18 protein-coding genes and 1 pseudogene are annotated in these 16,946 nt (G+C 45.2%); 5 read left to right on the top strand and 14 right to left on the bottom strand.

The window, feature by feature from the left end; translation table 11 throughout:
- Positions 1–145 precede the first annotated feature (145 nt).
- Positions 146–1,069: an aspartate carbamoyltransferase catalytic subunit gene (locus NTW12_04630; protein ID MCX5845631.1), complete on the bottom strand. Its 924-nt coding sequence runs from the start codon at positions 1,067–1,069 to the stop codon at positions 146–148.
- A gap of 131 nt (positions 1,070–1,200) precedes the next feature.
- Complete coding sequence (gene pyrR, locus NTW12_04625; GenBank protein ID MCX5845630.1) at positions 1,201–1,743, bottom strand: bifunctional pyr operon transcriptional regulator/uracil phosphoribosyltransferase PyrR; 543 nt, start codon at positions 1,741–1,743, stop codon at positions 1,201–1,203.
- A gap of 262 nt (positions 1,744–2,005) precedes the next feature.
- On the opposite strand from pyrR, the gene NTW12_04620 reads away from it, so the two are divergent.
- Both NTW12_04620 and NTW12_04615 read left to right on the top strand, forming a co-directional pair.
- Positions 2,006–3,265: a CBS domain-containing protein gene (locus NTW12_04620; GenBank protein ID MCX5845629.1), complete on the top strand. Its 1,260-nt coding sequence runs from the start codon at positions 2,006–2,008 to the stop codon at positions 3,263–3,265.
- A gap of 67 nt (positions 3,266–3,332) precedes the next feature.
- Positions 3,333–4,577, top strand: coding sequence for an Nramp family divalent metal transporter (locus tag NTW12_04615; protein ID MCX5845628.1), 1,245 nt, complete (start codon positions 3,333–3,335; stop codon positions 4,575–4,577).
- Between the two features lie 131 nt (positions 4,578–4,708).
- Here the strand turns inward: NTW12_04615 and lepB are convergent, their stop codons facing one another.
- The 9 genes from lepB to mazG all read right to left on the bottom strand — a co-directional run bounded on the left by lepB (position 4,709) and on the right by mazG (position 12,066).
- A complete protein-coding gene (lepB, locus tag NTW12_04610; protein MCX5845627.1) occupies positions 4,709–5,320 on the bottom strand; it encodes a signal peptidase I in 612 nt (203 codons plus the stop codon).
- Positions 5,321–5,330: 10 nt separating this feature from the next.
- Positions 5,331–5,843, bottom strand: coding sequence for a DUF456 domain-containing protein (locus NTW12_04605; protein MCX5845626.1), 513 nt, complete (start codon positions 5,841–5,843; stop codon positions 5,331–5,333).
- A gap of 3 nt (positions 5,844–5,846) precedes the next feature.
- Positions 5,847–6,755, bottom strand: coding sequence for a protein translocase subunit SecF (secF, locus tag NTW12_04600; protein MCX5845625.1), 909 nt, complete (start codon positions 6,753–6,755; stop codon positions 5,847–5,849).
- 47 nt (positions 6,756–6,802) lie between these two features.
- Complete coding sequence (gene secD, locus NTW12_04595; GenBank protein ID MCX5845624.1) at positions 6,803–8,407, bottom strand: protein translocase subunit SecD; 1,605 nt, start codon at positions 8,405–8,407, stop codon at positions 6,803–6,805.
- An 18-nt stretch (positions 8,408–8,425) separates the two neighbouring features.
- Positions 8,426–8,752, bottom strand: coding sequence for a preprotein translocase subunit YajC (gene yajC, locus NTW12_04590; protein ID MCX5845623.1), 327 nt, complete (start codon positions 8,750–8,752; stop codon positions 8,426–8,428).
- Between the two features lie 61 nt (positions 8,753–8,813).
- Positions 8,814–9,938 carry a tRNA guanosine(34) transglycosylase Tgt gene (tgt, locus tag NTW12_04585; GenBank protein MCX5845622.1) on the bottom strand — a complete coding sequence of 375 codons (1,125 nt, stop codon included), beginning with the start codon at positions 9,936–9,938 and terminating at the stop codon, positions 8,814–8,816.
- 90 nt (positions 9,939–10,028) lie between these two features.
- Positions 10,029–11,069: a tRNA preQ1(34) S-adenosylmethionine ribosyltransferase-isomerase QueA gene (gene queA, locus NTW12_04580; protein MCX5845621.1), complete on the bottom strand. Its 1,041-nt coding sequence runs from the start codon at positions 11,067–11,069 to the stop codon at positions 10,029–10,031.
- Positions 11,070–11,072: 3 nt separating this feature from the next.
- Positions 11,073–11,258: a DUF2065 domain-containing protein gene (locus NTW12_04575; GenBank protein ID MCX5845620.1), complete on the bottom strand. Its 186-nt coding sequence runs from the start codon at positions 11,256–11,258 to the stop codon at positions 11,073–11,075.
- 7 nt (positions 11,259–11,265) lie between these two features.
- Positions 11,266–12,066 carry a nucleoside triphosphate pyrophosphohydrolase gene (gene mazG / locus NTW12_04570; protein ID MCX5845619.1) on the bottom strand — a complete coding sequence of 267 codons (801 nt, stop codon included), beginning with the start codon at positions 12,064–12,066 and terminating at the stop codon, positions 11,266–11,268.
- Between the two features lie 276 nt (positions 12,067–12,342).
- Here mazG and NTW12_04565 point away from each other — a divergent pair, with 276 nt between their 5' ends.
- From NTW12_04565 to NTW12_04555, 3 genes and pseudogenes are all read left to right on the top strand, one after another.
- Positions 12,343–12,720: a YtxH domain-containing protein gene (locus tag NTW12_04565; GenBank protein ID MCX5845618.1), complete on the top strand. Its 378-nt coding sequence runs from the start codon at positions 12,343–12,345 to the stop codon at positions 12,718–12,720.
- A gap of 40 nt (positions 12,721–12,760) precedes the next feature.
- Positions 12,761–13,156: a DUF948 domain-containing protein gene (locus NTW12_04560; GenBank protein ID MCX5845617.1), complete on the top strand. Its 396-nt coding sequence runs from the start codon at positions 12,761–12,763 to the stop codon at positions 13,154–13,156.
- A gap of 101 nt (positions 13,157–13,257) precedes the next feature.
- Positions 13,258–13,563, top strand: a pseudogene (locus tag NTW12_04555) (YajD family HNH nuclease).
- Positions 13,564–13,692: 129 nt separating this feature from the next.
- On the opposite strand, the gene NTW12_04550 reads toward NTW12_04555, so the two are convergent.
- The 3 genes from NTW12_04550 to folE2 all read right to left on the bottom strand — a co-directional run bounded on the left by NTW12_04550 (position 13,693) and on the right by folE2 (position 16,915).
- Positions 13,693–13,893, bottom strand: coding sequence for a cytoplasmic protein (locus tag NTW12_04550; protein MCX5845616.1), 201 nt, complete (start codon positions 13,891–13,893; stop codon positions 13,693–13,695).
- 5 nt (positions 13,894–13,898) lie between these two features.
- Positions 13,899–15,968: an NAD(+) synthase gene (locus NTW12_04545; protein ID MCX5845615.1), complete on the bottom strand. Its 2,070-nt coding sequence runs from the start codon at positions 15,966–15,968 to the stop codon at positions 13,899–13,901.
- 164 nt (positions 15,969–16,132) lie between these two features.
- On the bottom strand, positions 16,133–16,915 hold the full coding sequence (folE2, locus tag NTW12_04540) for a GTP cyclohydrolase FolE2 (GenBank protein ID MCX5845614.1): 783 nt from the start codon (positions 16,913–16,915) through the stop codon (positions 16,133–16,135).
- Positions 16,916–16,946: the final 31 nt, after the last annotated feature.

Here is a 16,946-nt window from a genome sequence, read left to right as displayed (position 1 = left end):
AAAAATCGATTGTATGATAGACGGCGAAGTAAAAAGTCCATAGGCAAGGCTCGCGAATCCTGAGGAATGAGGCATACTGGGATGTATGCCGTAATGACGAAGGATGATGAAGCGGAACGCAGTATATGGACTTTTGACGATGCCGTCATGATTTGCCTCCTATCAACAGATAGAGCAGTGCCATTCTTACAGCAACGCCGTTTGTCACCTGGTCAAGTATTACAGAATAAGGACCATCGGCGATATCCGAAGTGATTTCAATGCCCCTGTTGATCGGTCCCGGATGCATAACCAGGACGTCCTCCTTTGCCAGCTTTATATTGTATCTGTTGAGACAGAAATAGTTGGAATACTCACGGAGCGATGGAAATGTTTTCTGCTGCTGTCGTTCCAGCTGAATTCTGAGCATCATAATGATATCTACATCCCTGATCGCTTCTTCCAGATTGTTATGAACGGTCACTCCCATGCGTTCAATGTTTCGAGGAATCATCATTGCCGGTCCGGCCACAATAACGTGGGCTCCCATCTTTGTAAGGCCGTATATGTTGGAACGGGCTACCCGGCTATGTGCGATATCGCCGACAATTGCCACCCTGAGACCCGAAACCTTCCCTTTCTTTTCTCGTATGGTCATCATGTCCAGTAAGGCCTGGGTTGGGTGTTCATGGGCTCCATCGCCGGCATTGATAATGGACTGCTTCACCATCCTGGCGAGAATATGGGGAGCCCCGGCTGCACTATGCCTGATAACTATGGCATCCGGATTCATGGCCTCTAAGTTTCGAGCAGTGTCAATGAGAGTTTCACCTTTTACGACACTGCTTGTTGATGCGGAGATATTAATGGTATCGGCGCTTAGTCTTTTCCCGGCAATTTCAAAAGATGTTCTGGTCCTTGTACTGGCCTCGAAAAACAGATTGACGACTGTTTTCCCTCTCAGGGTTGGCACCTTTTTAATTTCCCTTGTAGAGACTTCGATGAAGGACACTGCCGTATCCAAAATGAGATTAATTTCATCAACAGATAGGTCCTTTATGCCAAGAATATCTTTTTTTGTTAACTTCATATCGGAACCTCAAACAAATCATTAAGATAGCGAATATATTATTTGGTTCTTCTCCAATTAAGTTGCAAAAAGGATTCGAGGTTCAAGGAACAAGGAAACTCTAACCTTGCACCTTGCACCTTGCACCTTACTTACTGGTTGCCTTCTTGAATGACGACTTCGTCTATCCCATTTTTCTCTGTGAGTTTTACAACTACAGATTCCCATAGCGAAGAGGGTAAATTCTTGCCGACGAAATCTGCCCTTATGGGAAGTTCCCGGTGTCCCCTGTCGATAAGTACCGCAAGTTGGATAAGCTTGGGTCTGCCGAAATCGATAAGAGCATCCATTGCGGCCCGTATCGTTCTGCCGGTAAAGAGAACATCATCAACCAATACAACTTTCATATTATCCAGGGAAAACGGTATATCTGTTTTTCCTAACACATGCTTACTATCGGTAAGGCGAAGATCATCACGGTACAGGGTTATGTCCAGAATGCCGAAAGGTATGTCAATTCCTTCCAGTCTGCTTATCTTTTGTTTCAGTCTCTCCGCAAGGAAAACACCGCCGGTCCTGATCCCTACAAGACACAATTCCTCTGTACCTTTATTTTTTTCCAGAATTTCGTAAGCTATCCTGGTGAGAGACCTGTCAATGCCGTCAGCATCCATGACTACCTTTTTCTGCTCCATTGCCCTGTTTCACCTCTGCACATCCGTAATTATAAAAAAAGCCTTCCCACTGGATGAGAAGGCTTTAAAAAGCTGAAAAATGTCTTAATTTCATATCCTTTTTCAATCTCTCAGGATTAAATTAAAAGGCTCAATCCTACGTTTCTATATCACCTTTTTTACCGCTCTATTATGCTAATTTATAGCACATCGATTGAGATAAAAAAAGCTTTTTTAATATTTTCAATAATGCTATAGCAAATCTGCCTGGAGGTACGTAAGTATGGTAGTGAATTCAGAACCACAGGTTTTTTTATTTTTAAGCCGTATCCTGGGTAAAAATGTTTCTGATGATAGAGGCAGGCCACTGGGAAAGATCATTGACGTAATCGCCGGCCTGACCGAACCGTATCCGATCATCACGCATATACTTTTGAAAGGCGACAGGAAAAAGCTTGCCTCTCTGCCGTGGCAAGGTGTTACTGAGATGGGGGGTAAATTTGTTGCCGATCCTCAGTCTTTAGAGTATATTGCGGAACCCGTTCTTCGTGATGGGGAACGCTTGCTTAAGGATACGCTGTTGGACAAGCAGATTGTCGATACCGATGGGGCAAAAGTTCGCAGGGTGAATGATCTTCAATTTCTGAAAGCGCGCGGATATCTTCACTTAGTGCACGTAGATGTTGGTTTTCGCGGCTTGATGCGGCGTGTGGGTCTGGAAAAGACTATGGATATTTTTTCACGCGGATTTTTTGATTATGTTCCTGCTGATCAGTTTATTTCCTGGAAATTCGTCCAGCCGCTTTCTTCTCCCGACCTCCTGCGCCTTAAGATCTCTCAGAATCGATTATCCCAGTTACATCCTGCTGATCTTGCTGATATAATAGAGGAACTCGATATTCATAAAAGAACTGCCGTTTTTCAAGCCCTGGACGTTGAGACAGCCGCCGAAACCCTTGAAGAAACGGATCCGGAAATTCAAGTTAGTTTAATTGAAGATATGGAAGTATCGAAAGCTTCTGATATCATAGAAGAAATGTCTCTGAGTGAGGCAGCGGATCTATTGGGAGATCTTCCTAAAGATAAGGCTGAGGATATCCTCATGGAAATGGAGAAAGATATTGCAGAAGATGTCAAGGAACTGCTGTCTCACCCGGAAGAAAAAGCCGGGGGCCTTATGACCACTTCTTTCTTGTGTTTCACTCCGTCGGAAACCGCTGGTGAAGCCCTGGAGCATATTCGCAAGGAAGCTGAGGATATGGATTTTATCTATTACCTGTATGTGGTTGATGAGTATGAACACCTCCTAGGTATGCTCAGTCTGCGGGAGCTCTTGGTAGCCTCGCCTGAGACGGCGCTTTCTGAGTTGATGGATACAAGGGTCGTTTCCGTGTCTCTGGATGAGGAAAAAGAAGAAATTGCCGAGCATTTTGCCAAGTATGGCATCATGGCCATACCGGTTGTGGATGAAACGAACGTAATTAAAGGGGTAATCATCTTTAAAAACCTTTTAGATGTGGTTGCTCCCCATCTGGGAAAATAATGGCTATGGACGAAGATGGTGATAGAAAATCATGGTTAGCAGTGCTTCAAAAACATCGTTCCGGTCTATGCTTCAAAACATTTTCCCCAGAAGAACCTGGAGGTCTCTTGGCATTTTCTTCGCCCTTCTCGGCCCGGGGATCATCACTTCCAACGTTGATAATGACGCGGGTGGGATTACCACCTATTCTTTAGCAGGTGCTGAATTTGGCCTGTCCCTTCTCTGGACCCTGATCCCTATTACACTGGTGCTTATTATTATCCAGGAAATGTGTGCCCGTATGGGGGTGGTTTCCGGTAAGGGCCTATCCGACCTTATTCGTGAGCGTTTTGGCGCTAAAGTAACTTTCTATTTGATGATTTTGTTATTCCTTGCGAATCTGGGGAATACTTGGTCAGAATTTGCCGGTGTGGCGGCAAGTATGGAAATATTCGGAGTCAGTAAATACATCTCGGTACCCATGAGCGCCATATTTGTCTGGTGGCTGGTGGTCAAGGGGACATATAAAACCGTGGAGAAAGCGTTTCTTTTTGCCTGTCTTTTTTATCTATCCTACATTGTTTCCGGCTTTATGGGCAAGCCCGACTGGAGCGCCATCGGGTCGGCGTTTGTTACGCCCACTGTTAGCTTTGATCCCCGTTTTCTTACCATGGTTATAGCGATTATCGGGACAACCATTGCCCCGTGGATGCAATTCTATCTCCAGTCATCCATTGTTGACAAGGGACTGAAGACGGACGACTACAATTACACCAGGCTGGATGTGATCTTTGGCTCTTTCACCGTTAACATCGTTGCCTTTTTTATCATCATGCTTTGTGCTGTCACCCTCTTCCAAAACGGGATAAAAATAGAGACAGCCAAGGATGCGGCGCTCGCTTTAGAGCCGTTAGCAGGGAAATATTGCTCGTTGCTGTTTGCCTTTGGATTGCTGAATGCATCACTGTTTGCTGCTTCAATCTTGCCGCTTTCCACAGCTTACACCATCTGCGAGGCTTTCGGCTGGGAATCAAGCCTTGATCGTAAATTTACCGAGGCGCCGCAATTCTACGGCATGTATTTCCTCATGATATTTTTAGGGGCAGGCATTATCCTTCTTCCCGGCATACCATTGATCTCTATCATGTTCTATTCGCAGGTAATCAATGGGACACTTCTTCCTTTTGTTCTGATTGCTATGCTGATTCTTATCAACGACCGGCGGATTATGGGGAGATACACCAATGGACCTGTGATGAACACCATTGCCTGGTTGACCGTTTTTATCCTCATTTTTATCTCAGGTGCAATGGTTGTTTCTTCTCTGATTTAAGCCGGGATATCAAGGATCAGGGCTAAGGGGGTAGCAGCAGGACAGACGTTCTGCTTGTATGTAACATTTAATGCCTATCCCCGTGAAGGCGGGGAGCGGGGGAATAAAATAAATTTGATAGAGATACTGGATTAATGGGGAATTTGGCCAAATCTGTTCCACCTGACACTGTGGTTTTCCTTATCCCATGACCAGTAAATAATAAAAGCTTTCCCCATAACATCTTTCAGGTCAACGAAACCCCAGAATCTGCTGTCATAACTCTGGTCTCTGTTATCACCCATCACAAAAATGGAGCCGGGACGAACGGTGATCGGCCCAAAGTTATCGCGAGGTTGTATAGAACCCGGTATGATGAAATCGTCGGTATAAACACCATGGGCATCGTTCATTGGCAAGCCGTTTAAGTAAATCTTCTTGTTTCTTATTTCTATGGTATCGCCGCTTACCCCGATGACCCTTTTGATAAAATCCTTGGATCGGTCTTCAGGGTATATAAACACCACAATATCTTCCCTTTTTGGTTCACTAATAGAAATGAGCGTCTTTCTGATAAAAGGTATTTTTATACCATAGATGAATTTACTCACCAGTATATGATCTCCGATTTGAAATGTCGGCTTCATCGATCCTGATGGTATTTTAAATGCCTGGATTATGAAGGTTCTTATAAAAAGGGCAATCAGGATGGCAATGATTATTGCCTCCGCGTATTCTTGCACTTTGGATTTGGTTTTGGTCATGATTCAGCCTTTATGAGTATATATTCGTCATTGTGATAATTATCATTACAAGGGCGCAAAATCCTTTTACGAGGATTCCGATAACTCTTCTCAAGATAGCACCATAGCCTGCCCTCAGCGCCGGTCTTAACTTTGTTTGACGGAGCAGCTCAACACTCAATACACCGGTAAATCCGCCGAGAAAGGTTCCCACGACAGTTCCTAAACCGAAAATGACCGGGGTCATCACCATGGCGCCGGCAAAACCACCGATAAGGGAAACCCATATTCCTCTTTTAGAAATTTCAAATCTTGCCGCACCCGACATTCCAAGTACAAAATCCGTAGCTTCTGCCAAGATAGAGATCATTAATAGGATAATTATAATCGTTATGCCAATTCTATCAAAGCCGGTGATCAAGGCGTAAAGGGTCACATTGATCAGAATTATGACTGTTCCGGGAATACCAAAGATTGTGGAGAAGATTCCCACAAACAATACGAGAATGAAAATGGTTAGTCCTGCAGTTTCGAGAGGGGTCACTACTTATTTCTTCTTTTTCAGTGTCGATGGTTTATAGTTTTCCCACGCGAGAACAACGGGAGCCGCAATAAAAACGGATGAATAGGTACCGAAGATCACGCCTACCAGAAGCGCAAAGGCAAAATCATGGATAACAGCGCCGCCAAAGAAAAACAAAACGGCAACAACAAGGACCACCGTAAATGAAGTCAGGATTGTCCGGCTTAACGTCTGATTGATACTCTCGTTCATGATGGTGGGAAGATCTTTCTTCGTATTTTTTCTTACGTTTTCTCTGACCCGGTCAAAAACTACGATGGTGTCATGAATGGAGTAGCCGATAATGGTTAAGAGCGCGGCAACAATGGTCAGAGTGAACTCAATGTTGAAAATGGAAAAAATTCCTACGGTAACAATAACATCGTGGACTACACCCACGATGCCGCCTACGGCATGACGAAGTTCGAACCGGAAAGCAATATAGATGAGCATGCCAACCCATGAGAAAATGACAGCCAGAATCGCCTTTTGCGTTAAATCTTTTCCAACCTTCGGGCCGACCACCTCGACTCTCTGTACCTGAAAAGCATCTTTGCCGTATGCGGCATTTAATGAATCCTCGATCTTGCCGGAGAGGCCTTTAATTTCCGTAGAAGACTTTGCTGTTCTGATTATTACCTCGTCGGCGCCAAAAGTCTGGATGACACTGTCGTCAATGCCGATCTGTGTTAAGACTTTCCGGATATCATCCGCGGAAGTTGCTTTGTGAAATTTGATCTGCACCAGGGTTCCGCCGGCAAAATCGATTCCGTAATTCAGTCCCTTCCAAAAGATGGATATAATACATATAATGGTGAGCACTACCGAGAAGGCAATGGCGTATTTTAACCTCCCTACAAAGTTGATGTTGATTCCCGGTTTTACAAGTTCCATTTATATCTCCTGTTTGCAAAAAATGCAGTAAGCTCCGGTGCCGAGTATCAGACACTAACGGATTCGATTTTTCGATACCAGATGAAATAGTCAAAGATAATTCTCGTCACAAAAACAGCGGTGAAAAGGCTTGCGATTATGCCTATGCTGAGAGTAACGGCGAAGCCTTTAACCGGACCTGTACCGAAACCGAAGAGAAACAGAGATGCAATTAATGCATTCACGTTTGTGTCAAAAATTGTCATGAAAGCCTTGGCATATCCCGTTTCAATAGCCGCTCTCGGTGTTTTGCCCGCCCTCAACTCTTCACGAATTCTCTCAAATATCAAGACGTTGGCATCTACAGACATACCAATGATGAGGACGATGCCCGCAATGCCGGGAAGGGTCAGGGTGGCCCTGAAGGCGGCTAATGCGCCAAGTATGATTACGATATTCATGATTAAAGCGACATTTGCCACAATTCCTGAGAGCCTGTAATAAACCACCATAAACAAGCCGACAAGGATGCCTCCAAGAATGGCGGCCCACATCCCTTTGTCGATGGAATCCTGTCCTAAAGAAGGCCCGACGCTCCTTTCTTCGAGAATATTTACCGGTGCGGGAAGGGCTCCCGCCCTGAGGACTATTGCCAGATCCTTTGCTTCGTCCAGGGTAAATGAACCCGTAATCTGGGCATCACCTCCCGATATTCTCTCCTGGATTACCGGCGCCGAGTGTACTACGCCGTCAAGAACAATCGCCAAGCGCTTTTTCACGTTTTCCCCGGTTATCCTGTCAAAGTCCTTCGCACCCTGGGCGTTGAATTTTATGGCCACATAGGGTTCATTAAAGCGGTCACCGATTTTTACCTGGGCACTTTCAAGGTATCCACCGGTGAGGAGGGTTCTGTTCTTGAGCAGAATGGGAGTACTTGTTCTTCGTCCGGTTTGTCTATCCAGGCGATTTTCATATGCAATGACATCGCCTTCAGGTACATTGCCTCGCAGTGCATTATCGATGCTTTTTTCTTCATCAACAAGCTTGAATTCGAGAAGAGCCGTCTTGCCGATAAGATTTTTTGCCCGTTCCGTATCCTTGATGCCGGGAAGCTGAATGACGATACGGTCATTACGCTCGGGGATGATTTCCGGTTCCGTAATACCAAATTGATCAACCCTGTTCCGGATGGTTTCAAGGCTCTGTTCAATGACCATTTTCTTGATATCTTCAGCTCGTTTGCTCTTAATCTTGAGAGAAACAGTGTCTTTACCCCCCCGGACTTCCGACGAGACAGCTTCTAAATCGGGATAATTATCTTTGATGACTTTATCAAAAGCAGCCCTCGATGCACTGTCAGGCAGTTCGAAGGATATGACGTCTGTCTTTTTTGTCCCTTCAAGATGAATGAAGCGGACCTTATTGCTCATCAAGGTTTCCTTCACGTCATTGGATAATCGTACAATGGTGCTTTCAACCGCCTTCTCCGTGTCCACCTCCAGAACGAGATGGGTTCCTCCCTGAAGATCAAGACCCAGGTGGATTTTATCCGTGGGCAGGTATTTCTGCCACACGTCCGGAAGATTCGGCGTCAGGGAAGGTAAAAGATAAAATATTCCGAGAAGGCAGACAACGAATGCCAAAGCAGCCCTGATTTTAATACCCTTAAGCATGTTTTACCTCTTTTGACATCATTCTTTTGCAGCTTTCTGAGTAATAGTACCGATAAATTCTCGTGAGACTTTTATCCTTACTTTCTCAGCAATTTCAATTGTAACAAGAGTATCTGTCAAACCTGTGACTTTTCCGTGAATCCCTCCCACGGTCATGACCATGTCTCCATGAATGAGGTTCTCACGCATCACCTTAATTTCTTTTTGTTTTTGTTGTTGAGGTCGTATCATGAGAAAGTAAAAGATGGCGAAAACAACAGCCATCATGATGATAAAACTAATATCTCCCCCTCCGGCGATCCCGCCTCCACCGGCGCCCCCCATAGCGTAAGCAATATCTTCCAATGTCAAGTCCTCCTCTTTTGCGATTTACTGTCAGCGCTCAGCTTTCAGTATAGTATAGCCGTCAGCTATCGGCTGAAAGTTGACAGCTGTTTAAAAATTCTTTCTTGAAAACCTGGTACCTGCCATCACCTATGGCTGCCCTGATTCGTTCCATAAGGTGCATATAGTACCGGATATTGTGGATCGTATTTAAAATCATGGCCAAGATCTCCTTGGCCATATACAGATGCCTCAAGTATGCCCGTGAGTAGTTTCTGCAAGTATAACAATCACATGTGCTATCAACAGGGAGATTATCATTCCGGTAACGAGCGTGCTTTATAACAACCTTTTCATGATTTGTAAATAATAATCCGTTTCTGGCGCAACGGGTGGGTATTACGCAGTCGAACATGTCTATACCATAACTCACACACGCAACAATGTCTTCCGGCGTTCCCGCACCCATCAGATACCTTGGTTTATCCTCGGGAAGCAAAGGGGTGATCAGTTTAGTGATACTCAACATGTCTTCTTTCGGTTCTCCCACGCTCAACCCGCCCAGGGCATAGCCGTCAAAGCCGATATTTGCCGATATATCTTCTACCGCCCGCTTCCTGAGGTCAGGATAAATTCCACCCTGAATGATTCCGAAGAGGGCCTGATGATCATTTTTCTTACTGTTTTTACACTTCCTGGCCCAATTAACAGTCAATTCGAGAGATTTTTCCGCCTCTTCAAAGCTGGCAGGGTAGGGTGTGCATTCGTCGAAACACATCATGATATCTGAACCGAGAGCCTCCTGAATCTCAACCGCCAGCTCCGGACTTATGAAATGCCGGGACCCATCAATGTGCGATTGAAAAATTACCCCGTCGTCCGTTATTTTTCTCATGGCCCCGAGGCTGTATACCTGAAAACCGCCGCTGTCGGTCAGGATAGGAGAGTTCCAGTTCATAAATTTGTGGAGACCTCCGAATTCTTTAATAATATCATGACCGGGCCTCAAATAGAGGTGGTAGGTGTTTGAGAGGATCATTTCGGCTCCAAGATCCCTCACCGTTTCAGGGACGAGAGACTTTACAGTACCTTGGGTGGCTACCGGCATAAAAACGGGGGTATTCACCTCGCCATGGGGTGTACAGATTTTTCCGAGGCGCGCCTCGGATGTGGGGTCTTTTTTGAGCAGTTTAAATTGGTACATCATACGCGTCTAACATTTAGGAGTCAGGCATCAGTAATAATTATTGAGTACTTTGTCTTCTGTATTCTGCCCCCTGTATTCTGCCTCCTCATTTTATACTATCAACATACAGTCCCCATAACTGTAAAAGCGGAACTGATTTTCTATTGCCTGATTGTATGCTTTTACCATCAAATCTCCGCCGGCAAATGCGCACACAAGCATGAACAGAGAAGATCTGGGGAGATGAAAATTAGTGATCAGTGCATTAACTCTTCTGAAGCGGTAACCGGGATAGATAAAAAGTCCGGTATACGCGGAAAAGTGCTTTATTCTCCCCGTTTCGTCAGCAGCCGATTCAATAACCCTTGTCGATGTGGTTCCTACGGCAATGACCCTTTTGGCTTCATTGATAACCTCTGCTGCCTCTTTCGTTATCTCGAAGAACTCCTCTTCCATTACATGCTTCTCAACACTATCTGTCTCGATGGGGAGGAATGTCCCGTAACCGACGTGGAGTGTAACCGGGACAATGTGTACACCGTTTTTTTTGAGTGTGTCGAGGATATTCTGAGAAAAATGCAAACCCGCGGTTGGTGCAGCAACCGAGCCGGGCCGCTTCGCATAGATTGTCTGATATCTGTCAATATCCTCAGGAGATTCTGCACTGCCTTTGTTTCGTTTGATGTAGGGAGGCAGAGGTGCCCTTCCGTATTTTTCCAGAAAAAGATCAAACTCCACGCTTATCAGAAATGTGACGATCCATTTTTTGTCCGACACCCGGTCGATAACCCGTGCTTCACAATCGCCGTCAAACACTATTCTGGTTCCGACACGGACTCTTTTTGCAGGTCTTAATAATACCTCCCACGTCGGTAACGGTCCTGAAGCTTCGCATTTTCTTGACAGAAGGAGTATCTCGATCATTCCCCCTGTTTCCTTTTTTCCAATGAGCCGCGCCGGAATTACTTTTGAATCGTTAATAACCAGAACATCGCCTTTTTGTAAATAGTCCGGGAAGTTATGAAATACTTTACAATCAACCTCTTCGGTTTTTCTCCTGACGACCATCATCCGGGAATGGTCCCTTAGATCACAGGGGCGCTGGGCGATAAGCTTTTCCGGAAGATAGTAGTCGAAATCCTTTAATCTCATCTCTCAACTTCTTCCGAAAAACACGAGAAAAAGCCCCGTTATAATTGCAGATAACCCGAAGAGCCTCAGGGTCGAGTCAGGCATTTCCTGTAATTTCATGAGATAAGTCTTGATCTTCTCCGGGAAGGCAAAGTAGGGGAGTCCTTCGATGATGAAAACCATTCCCAACACACAGAGAAAATACTTCATTGTATCGTCATTCCTTTAATTTCGATTCATTCCACAGATCATCCATCTCTTCGAGTGATGCCTCGGTAAGACTCTTTCCCTGCTCCGTGAGCTTTTTTTGGACGTAAGAGAATCTGTCGGTAAATTTCTCAAGAGAGGCCTTCAGAGCATCTTCGGCATTTACATCCACAAATCGACAGAGATTTACGAGTGAAAACAAAAGATCGCCAATTTCTTCCCTGATATACTTTGCGTTATTGGTTTTCAGGGCAGCCTTGAATTCACTGAGTTCCTCTTCGATTTTAGCCAGGACTTCTTCCGTTTTTTTCCAGTCAAAACCGACTTTGGAGGCGTTCTCGGTTATTTTTTGTGCCCTGAGGAGAGACGGCATCGATTGCGGTATCCTGTCAAAAATGCCGCACGGTTTTTCATTTCTGTTTTCCGCATATTTCTTTATGTCCTCCCAGTTTGCCTTGATCTCCTCGATATTTTTAACTTTTGTATTTCCAAAGACATGGGGGTGCCTTCTTATCATCTTTTCCGCGACATATTCCATAACATCGGAGAGGTTAAATTCACCCGCTTCTTCTGCAATACGTGCCAGAAAAAGAACCTGAAAAAGAAGATCCCCCATTTCTTCTTTGAGGGCTAGCGGAGAACCGCTGTCTATGGCATCGATGAGTTCGTAGGTTTCCTCCAGCAGGTATTTTGCGATATCTTCCTTTGTCTGTTTTTTATCCCAGAGACACCCGTCGGGAGATCTCAATGTTTGAATAATTTCCAGAAGCCTCTTCAGAGCTGCTTCAGCCTGGCAAGACGTTTTTTTCATATTCTATCCTAAAGGGTTTTGAACTAAAATCGGATTTTGATAGCATATTCACGAAGGCGTTACAATCAGAGAAATCTTTGAACTACTCAATAATGAAAAATTCTTTACCCATTCATTTTGGGGTTGCATGTTTTCATGTAAATCTGTATAAACCTACTATAGTATTAAGTAGACTCACTATTCAGTGTTTATTGCTGTTTCGAAGACAAATTAGTCCGGCCACTTAATCATCTGGCTGGAATTGAGGGATTTTTAATAAAATCAGGAGGTGAAAAAATGTCGAATAGAGTCGATGATTTCATTAAAGGTTTGCTTGTTGGGGGATTGATTGGCGCCGTTATCGGGATTCTCTATGCGCCGAAAAGCGGTAAGGAAACGCGGGAGGACATCAGCAGGAAAGCAGAGGAATTGATGGAAAAGGCCAAGGAGGAATACGAGCAGGCTCTGGAAAAAAGTAAAAAAGCTTACGATGCTGCCGTTAGCCGCTTGAAACAACTGGAATCTTCCGCGAAGGAGAAAGTAGGAGAAATGGAGGAAAAGGTTGAAGGGCTGGCTGAACGAGGAAAAGACACACTGCTCGACACGAAAGGCCGCCTGAAGAAAGCGATAGATGCGGGTGTTGAAGCCTTTAAGGAAGAAAAAGAGAAGGCGTAATCATGAAAAGCGCCTTAGCTAAAAAAAGAGGGGGATATCAATGTTTCTCGAAATCAGTGTGGCTATTTTAAGCATCGTATTTCTCCTCATCGCTGTATTGTCCATCCCCTTTCTGTTGCAGATCTGGCGGACCGCAAAGGGTATTACCGAAACCCTGCACATGCTCAATGAAAGTCTGCCCGGTATCCTCAAGAATCTGGAAGAAATTACCGCGAATATCAACAAAGCGACCCATACGGTCAATGAACAGATTGAGGGGCTGTCGCTTGTAGCCAGACGCATTCAGGGGCTCATGAGCATTGTATTGGATGTAGAAAATATCCTACGCGCCGCTGTTCGTCTTCCCGTTTTCAAAACGCTCAGAAATGCTCTCGCGGTTGCGACGGGGGTGAAAGCTTTTATGAAAGTATTTTTCTCTTCCCGTAGATCCGAATAACGCTCGTATCACAGTAAACTCTTTGTAATTTGTTTGGAATTGTGGAGGTGCATGGAATGCCCCGGGCTACGTATGGGAAAAAATGGGGGCGTGTCCGTACGATAACTGTCAAGGATAAGTCTAAAGACGGCAAATCTCCTGAAGATGTTGTCCGTGAACTGAAGAGAGAACAGCAGAAACTGCCGGGTGAAGATTACCGGGAAAGGTCATTGGCTCTTTATGATCTTATCTGTGCTCGGTGCGGGAGGGAGTTTGATGAGTCGAAACGGCACCTGCTGACCGTTCACCACAAGGACGGCAACCATAACAACAATCCATTGGACGGGAGTAACTGGGAGAATCTCTGCGTGTATTGTCATGAGGATGTTCATAGCCGTGGCATTCTTGGAGACTATCTGGAAGGGGAATCGGGAGGGGCAAAGAGCAGTCTTATTTATAAGGACGTTGGCGAAAAAGATACCTCTTCGTCCGGCACTGGTTCTCTTGGAGAAAAATTGAAAAAAGCCATGGAGAAAAAGGTAAATCGGTGATCACTTTTATTTTATCTCTATCCTGAAATTATCCTTCTGTGAGACCGTTTTATCCCCTACTGACGTTCCGCAGAATACGCATGAGTAATCATATTTATCGCCATTAGACAGGATCAGCAGGAGCCTCTTTCTCACCGGGACGGCCCTCCTGCAATTGGGGCAAAAGAGTTCCGTGGCATCAAAGTCTTTGTACGTTTCCCTCTGCATAGTGTCTAATCATCCTTTTCCGGTATGTTTTTAGCGTTATCCAGCCAAACGGTGGCTTCACTATCGCTCGGTGCCCTGTAATCTCCCCTTGGAGAGAGAGACCCCCCGGATCCCACTTTCGGGCCATTCGGCATACATGAGCGTTTGTACTGGCTCAACTTGAAGAAGCGGTACAGATAGACTTCAAGCCACTGTTTTATTTCTCCAATCGTGTATTGAGTCCTCTTTTCTTCAGGCACATCGGGCCATAGTCCTTTTGCTTTATCTCTCCATGCACAGTAGGCCATGAAGGCCACTTTGGTCGGGAGGTAGCCGAAACGGGTTATATAAAAGTTGTTAAAGTCCTGCAAGTCATAGGGGCCTATGGAAGATTCTGTCTTTTGAGCGGGTTGATCACTATCTTTTCCCGGGATAAGCTCAGGACTTATTTCTGTTTCAAGAATGTCAAGCAGGATTTCGGAAGTTTCCTCAGTAAACTGCGAAGAATGGGCAACCCATCGGATCAGATGCTGAATAAGGGTTTTTGGCACACTGGCGTTCACATTGTAATGAGACATGTGATCACCGACACCGTAGGTACACCATCCGAGTGCCAGTTCGCTGAGATCACCTGTACCGACAACGAGGGCGTTTCTCATATTGGCAATTCGAAACAGATGGGAAGTACGCTCACCGGCCTGAATATTTTCAAAAGTAATATCGTACAGCTTTTCTCCTTCTGCATAGGGGTGGCCGATATCTTTGAGCATCTGCATACAACTGGGTCTTATATCAATCTCGTTCGACTCAACACCGATTGCCCTCATCAGCCTGAGTGCATTTGTGTACGTTTTCTCCGATGTCGCAAAACCCGGCATGGTGTACGCTTTAACATTGGATAACGGGAGGTTTAAGAGTTCCATAGTCCTCGCAGCAACAATCAGGGCATGGGTGGAGTCCAGGCCGCCCGATACACCGATTACTACGTTTTTGATGTCTGATGATTTCAACCGCTGGGCCAGCCCGTGAACCTGGATGTTATAAGCTTCATAGCAGCGCTGGTCACGCTTTCCGGGATCTGCAGGTATATACGGGAATCTTGGATATTCCCTTGTCAGCAATATTCTCTTTTCAACAGGATCGACGAAAAATGATACTTTCCGGAATCCTTTGAGTCTTTCTTTATGGGTGCGGGCATTCTGACCAAAGCTGTTCATACGCATTCTGTCCTGGGCCAGTCTGTCCAGATCTACATCAGCATAGATTACCTGGGATTTATGGAAGAAACGTTCCGATTCTGACAGGAGATTGCCGTTTTCATAAATCAGCGCATGACCGTCCCATGAAAGATCGGTGGTGGATTCACCCGGACCTGAAGCCGCATAAAGGTATGCAGAAATACAGCGTGCGGACTGGCTGGACGCAAGGGAATGGCGATACTCCGATTTTCCAACGGTTATGTTGGATGCGGAAAGGTTCCCGATGAGAGTTGCTCCGGCCATGGCGGCAAAGCTCGATGGTGGGACAGGTACCCAGACATCTTCACATATTTCAATAAAGAATTTAAAATTATGTATATTCTCGACATCAAAGAGAATGTCCGCTCCAAAAGGGATGTTTGCCTGCCCGCAAATGTCGATTGTCTTGGACTGAACATCTTCAGCCGGACTGAACTGGCGGCCTTCGTAAAATTCGCGATAGGTAGGCAGATAGGATTTGACTGCAATGCCGAGGATGCGCCCGCGGTGGAGGACAATGCCACAGTTGAATAGACGAAAATCGACCCGCAGGGGGGCGCCGATAACTATAATTGTATTCAGGTCTTTCGTGGCTTGGAGAATGTCGTTGAGTTCGTCGATGACGCTTTTCAGGAGAGCATCCTGTTGAAACAGGTCATCGTTCGAATAGGCGGTAATGCCGAGCTCAGGGAAGAGTGTAAAAATCGCGTTGTTAGCTGAAGCTTGCTTCGCCAGTTTGATTGTGCCGGCGGCGTTGAATGGCGTGTCGGCTACCTTTACCTCCGGTATGCAGACGGCAACCCTTATGAATCCCTGCTTGTATATGTTAAAAAATGTTAGCTTGTCACTTGATTCCATGGTTTACAATTCCTTCCCGTTTCGCAATGCACACACGCCACCGGATGTTACTGTAAATGCATGTCGCTTTGTTTCAAATCTTTCTAAGAGGAATCTAACAGATTTTCTAAATGATTCAAAGGGTTTTGTCAAAGGAAAATGAAGAAGACTCCTGTCATCGCCCATCAGGAATCCGTCTTGCAATTTTTCTCTACGTAAGCGTAAGCGCTGTGATTATGAATACTTTCGTAATTTTCAGCCTCAACGCTGTACCATCTGAAATTATCATCCCTGTTGAGCTCTTGGGCCACATTTCTTACTACGTCTTCAACGAACATCGGATTTTCGTGAGCTTTTTCCGTGACGAATTTTTCATCCACTCTTTTTAAAAGCGAGTACACTTCACCGCTTGCCGAGTCTTCCACTATCCTGATGATATCCTCGATCCAGAAAAACTTGTTGAACCTGACCTTCACGGTTACCATGCTTCTCTGGTTATGAGCGCCCATGTTGCTGATTTCCTTTGAGCAGGGGCACACCGTAGTGACCGGCACAACAACGCCGACCAGAAAAGCGGTTTTGTTACCGTTGTTTTGTCCACTGAAGGAGCACATATAGTCCATGAGGCTTTTTGACCCCGATACAGGGGCGGTTTTTTCAACAAAGTAAGGAAATTCAATCTCTATATGCGCCGATTCTGCGTGAAGTTTTTTCCTGATCTTTTGGAGAATTTTATTTAAGGTTTTAATGTTGATTTGACCCCTGAATTCATTCAAAATTTCGACAAAACGGCTCATATGTGTCCCCTTGAAGTGGTGGGGAAGGTTGACATAGATGTTGATGGTTGCGTTAACGTGCTGGGTACCGTTGGCGCGGTCAAGAACGACAATAGGGTATTTTATTCCCTTAACGCCGACTTTTTGAATATCTATATTTCTGTTATCTTTCTGGTTTTGAATATCGATCATTACGTTTTCCCGCTATAAGAGACCTTTGCGT

Source organism: Deltaproteobacteria bacterium, assembly GCA_026388545.1.
GTDB lineage: Bacteria > Desulfobacterota > Syntrophia > Syntrophales > UBA2185 > JAPLJS01.
The sequence above is the reverse complement of the archived record's forward strand: the minus strand, read 5'-3'. Positions and strand labels throughout refer to the sequence as shown.

Excerpts from the sequence above, each read along its gene's own strand:
- NTW12_04630 (MCX5845631.1), bottom strand. The coding sequence starts at position 1,069 with ATGAAGTTAACAAAAAAAGATATTCTTGGCATAAAGGACCTATCTGTT.
- pyrR (MCX5845630.1), bottom strand. The coding sequence starts at position 1,743 with ATGGAGCAGAAAAAGGTAGTCATGGATGCTGACGGCATTGACAGGTCT.
- NTW12_04620 (MCX5845629.1), top strand. The coding sequence starts at position 2,006 with ATGGTAGTGAATTCAGAACCACAGGTTTTTTTATTTTTAAGCCGTATC.
- NTW12_04615 (MCX5845628.1), top strand. The coding sequence starts at position 3,333 with ATGCTTCAAAACATTTTCCCCAGAAGAACCTGGAGGTCTCTTGGCATT.
- lepB (MCX5845627.1), bottom strand. The coding sequence starts at position 5,320 with ATGACCAAAACCAAATCCAAAGTGCAAGAATACGCGGAGGCAATAATC.
- secF (MCX5845625.1), bottom strand. The coding sequence starts at position 6,755 with ATGGAACTTGTAAAACCGGGAATCAACATCAACTTTGTAGGGAGGTTA.
- secD (MCX5845624.1), bottom strand. The coding sequence starts at position 8,407 with ATGCTTAAGGGTATTAAAATCAGGGCTGCTTTGGCATTCGTTGTCTGC.
- tgt (MCX5845622.1), bottom strand. The coding sequence starts at position 9,938 with ATGATGTACCAATTTAAACTGCTCAAAAAAGACCCCACATCCGAGGCG.
- queA (MCX5845621.1), bottom strand. The coding sequence starts at position 11,069 with ATGAGATTAAAGGATTTCGACTACTATCTTCCGGAAAAGCTTATCGCC.
- NTW12_04575 (MCX5845620.1), bottom strand. The coding sequence starts at position 11,258 with ATGAAGTATTTTCTCTGTGTGTTGGGAATGGTTTTCATCATCGAAGGA.
- mazG (MCX5845619.1), bottom strand. The coding sequence starts at position 12,066 with ATGAAAAAAACGTCTTGCCAGGCTGAAGCAGCTCTGAAGAGGCTTCTG.
- NTW12_04565 (MCX5845618.1), top strand. The coding sequence starts at position 12,343 with ATGTCGAATAGAGTCGATGATTTCATTAAAGGTTTGCTTGTTGGGGGA.
- NTW12_04560 (MCX5845617.1), top strand. The coding sequence starts at position 12,761 with ATGTTTCTCGAAATCAGTGTGGCTATTTTAAGCATCGTATTTCTCCTC.
- NTW12_04550 (MCX5845616.1), bottom strand. The coding sequence starts at position 13,893 with ATGCAGAGGGAAACGTACAAAGACTTTGATGCCACGGAACTCTTTTGC.
- NTW12_04545 (MCX5845615.1), bottom strand. The coding sequence starts at position 15,968 with ATGGAATCAAGTGACAAGCTAACATTTTTTAACATATACAAGCAGGGA.
- folE2 (MCX5845614.1), bottom strand. The coding sequence starts at position 16,915 with ATGATCGATATTCAAAACCAGAAAGATAACAGAAATATAGATATTCAA.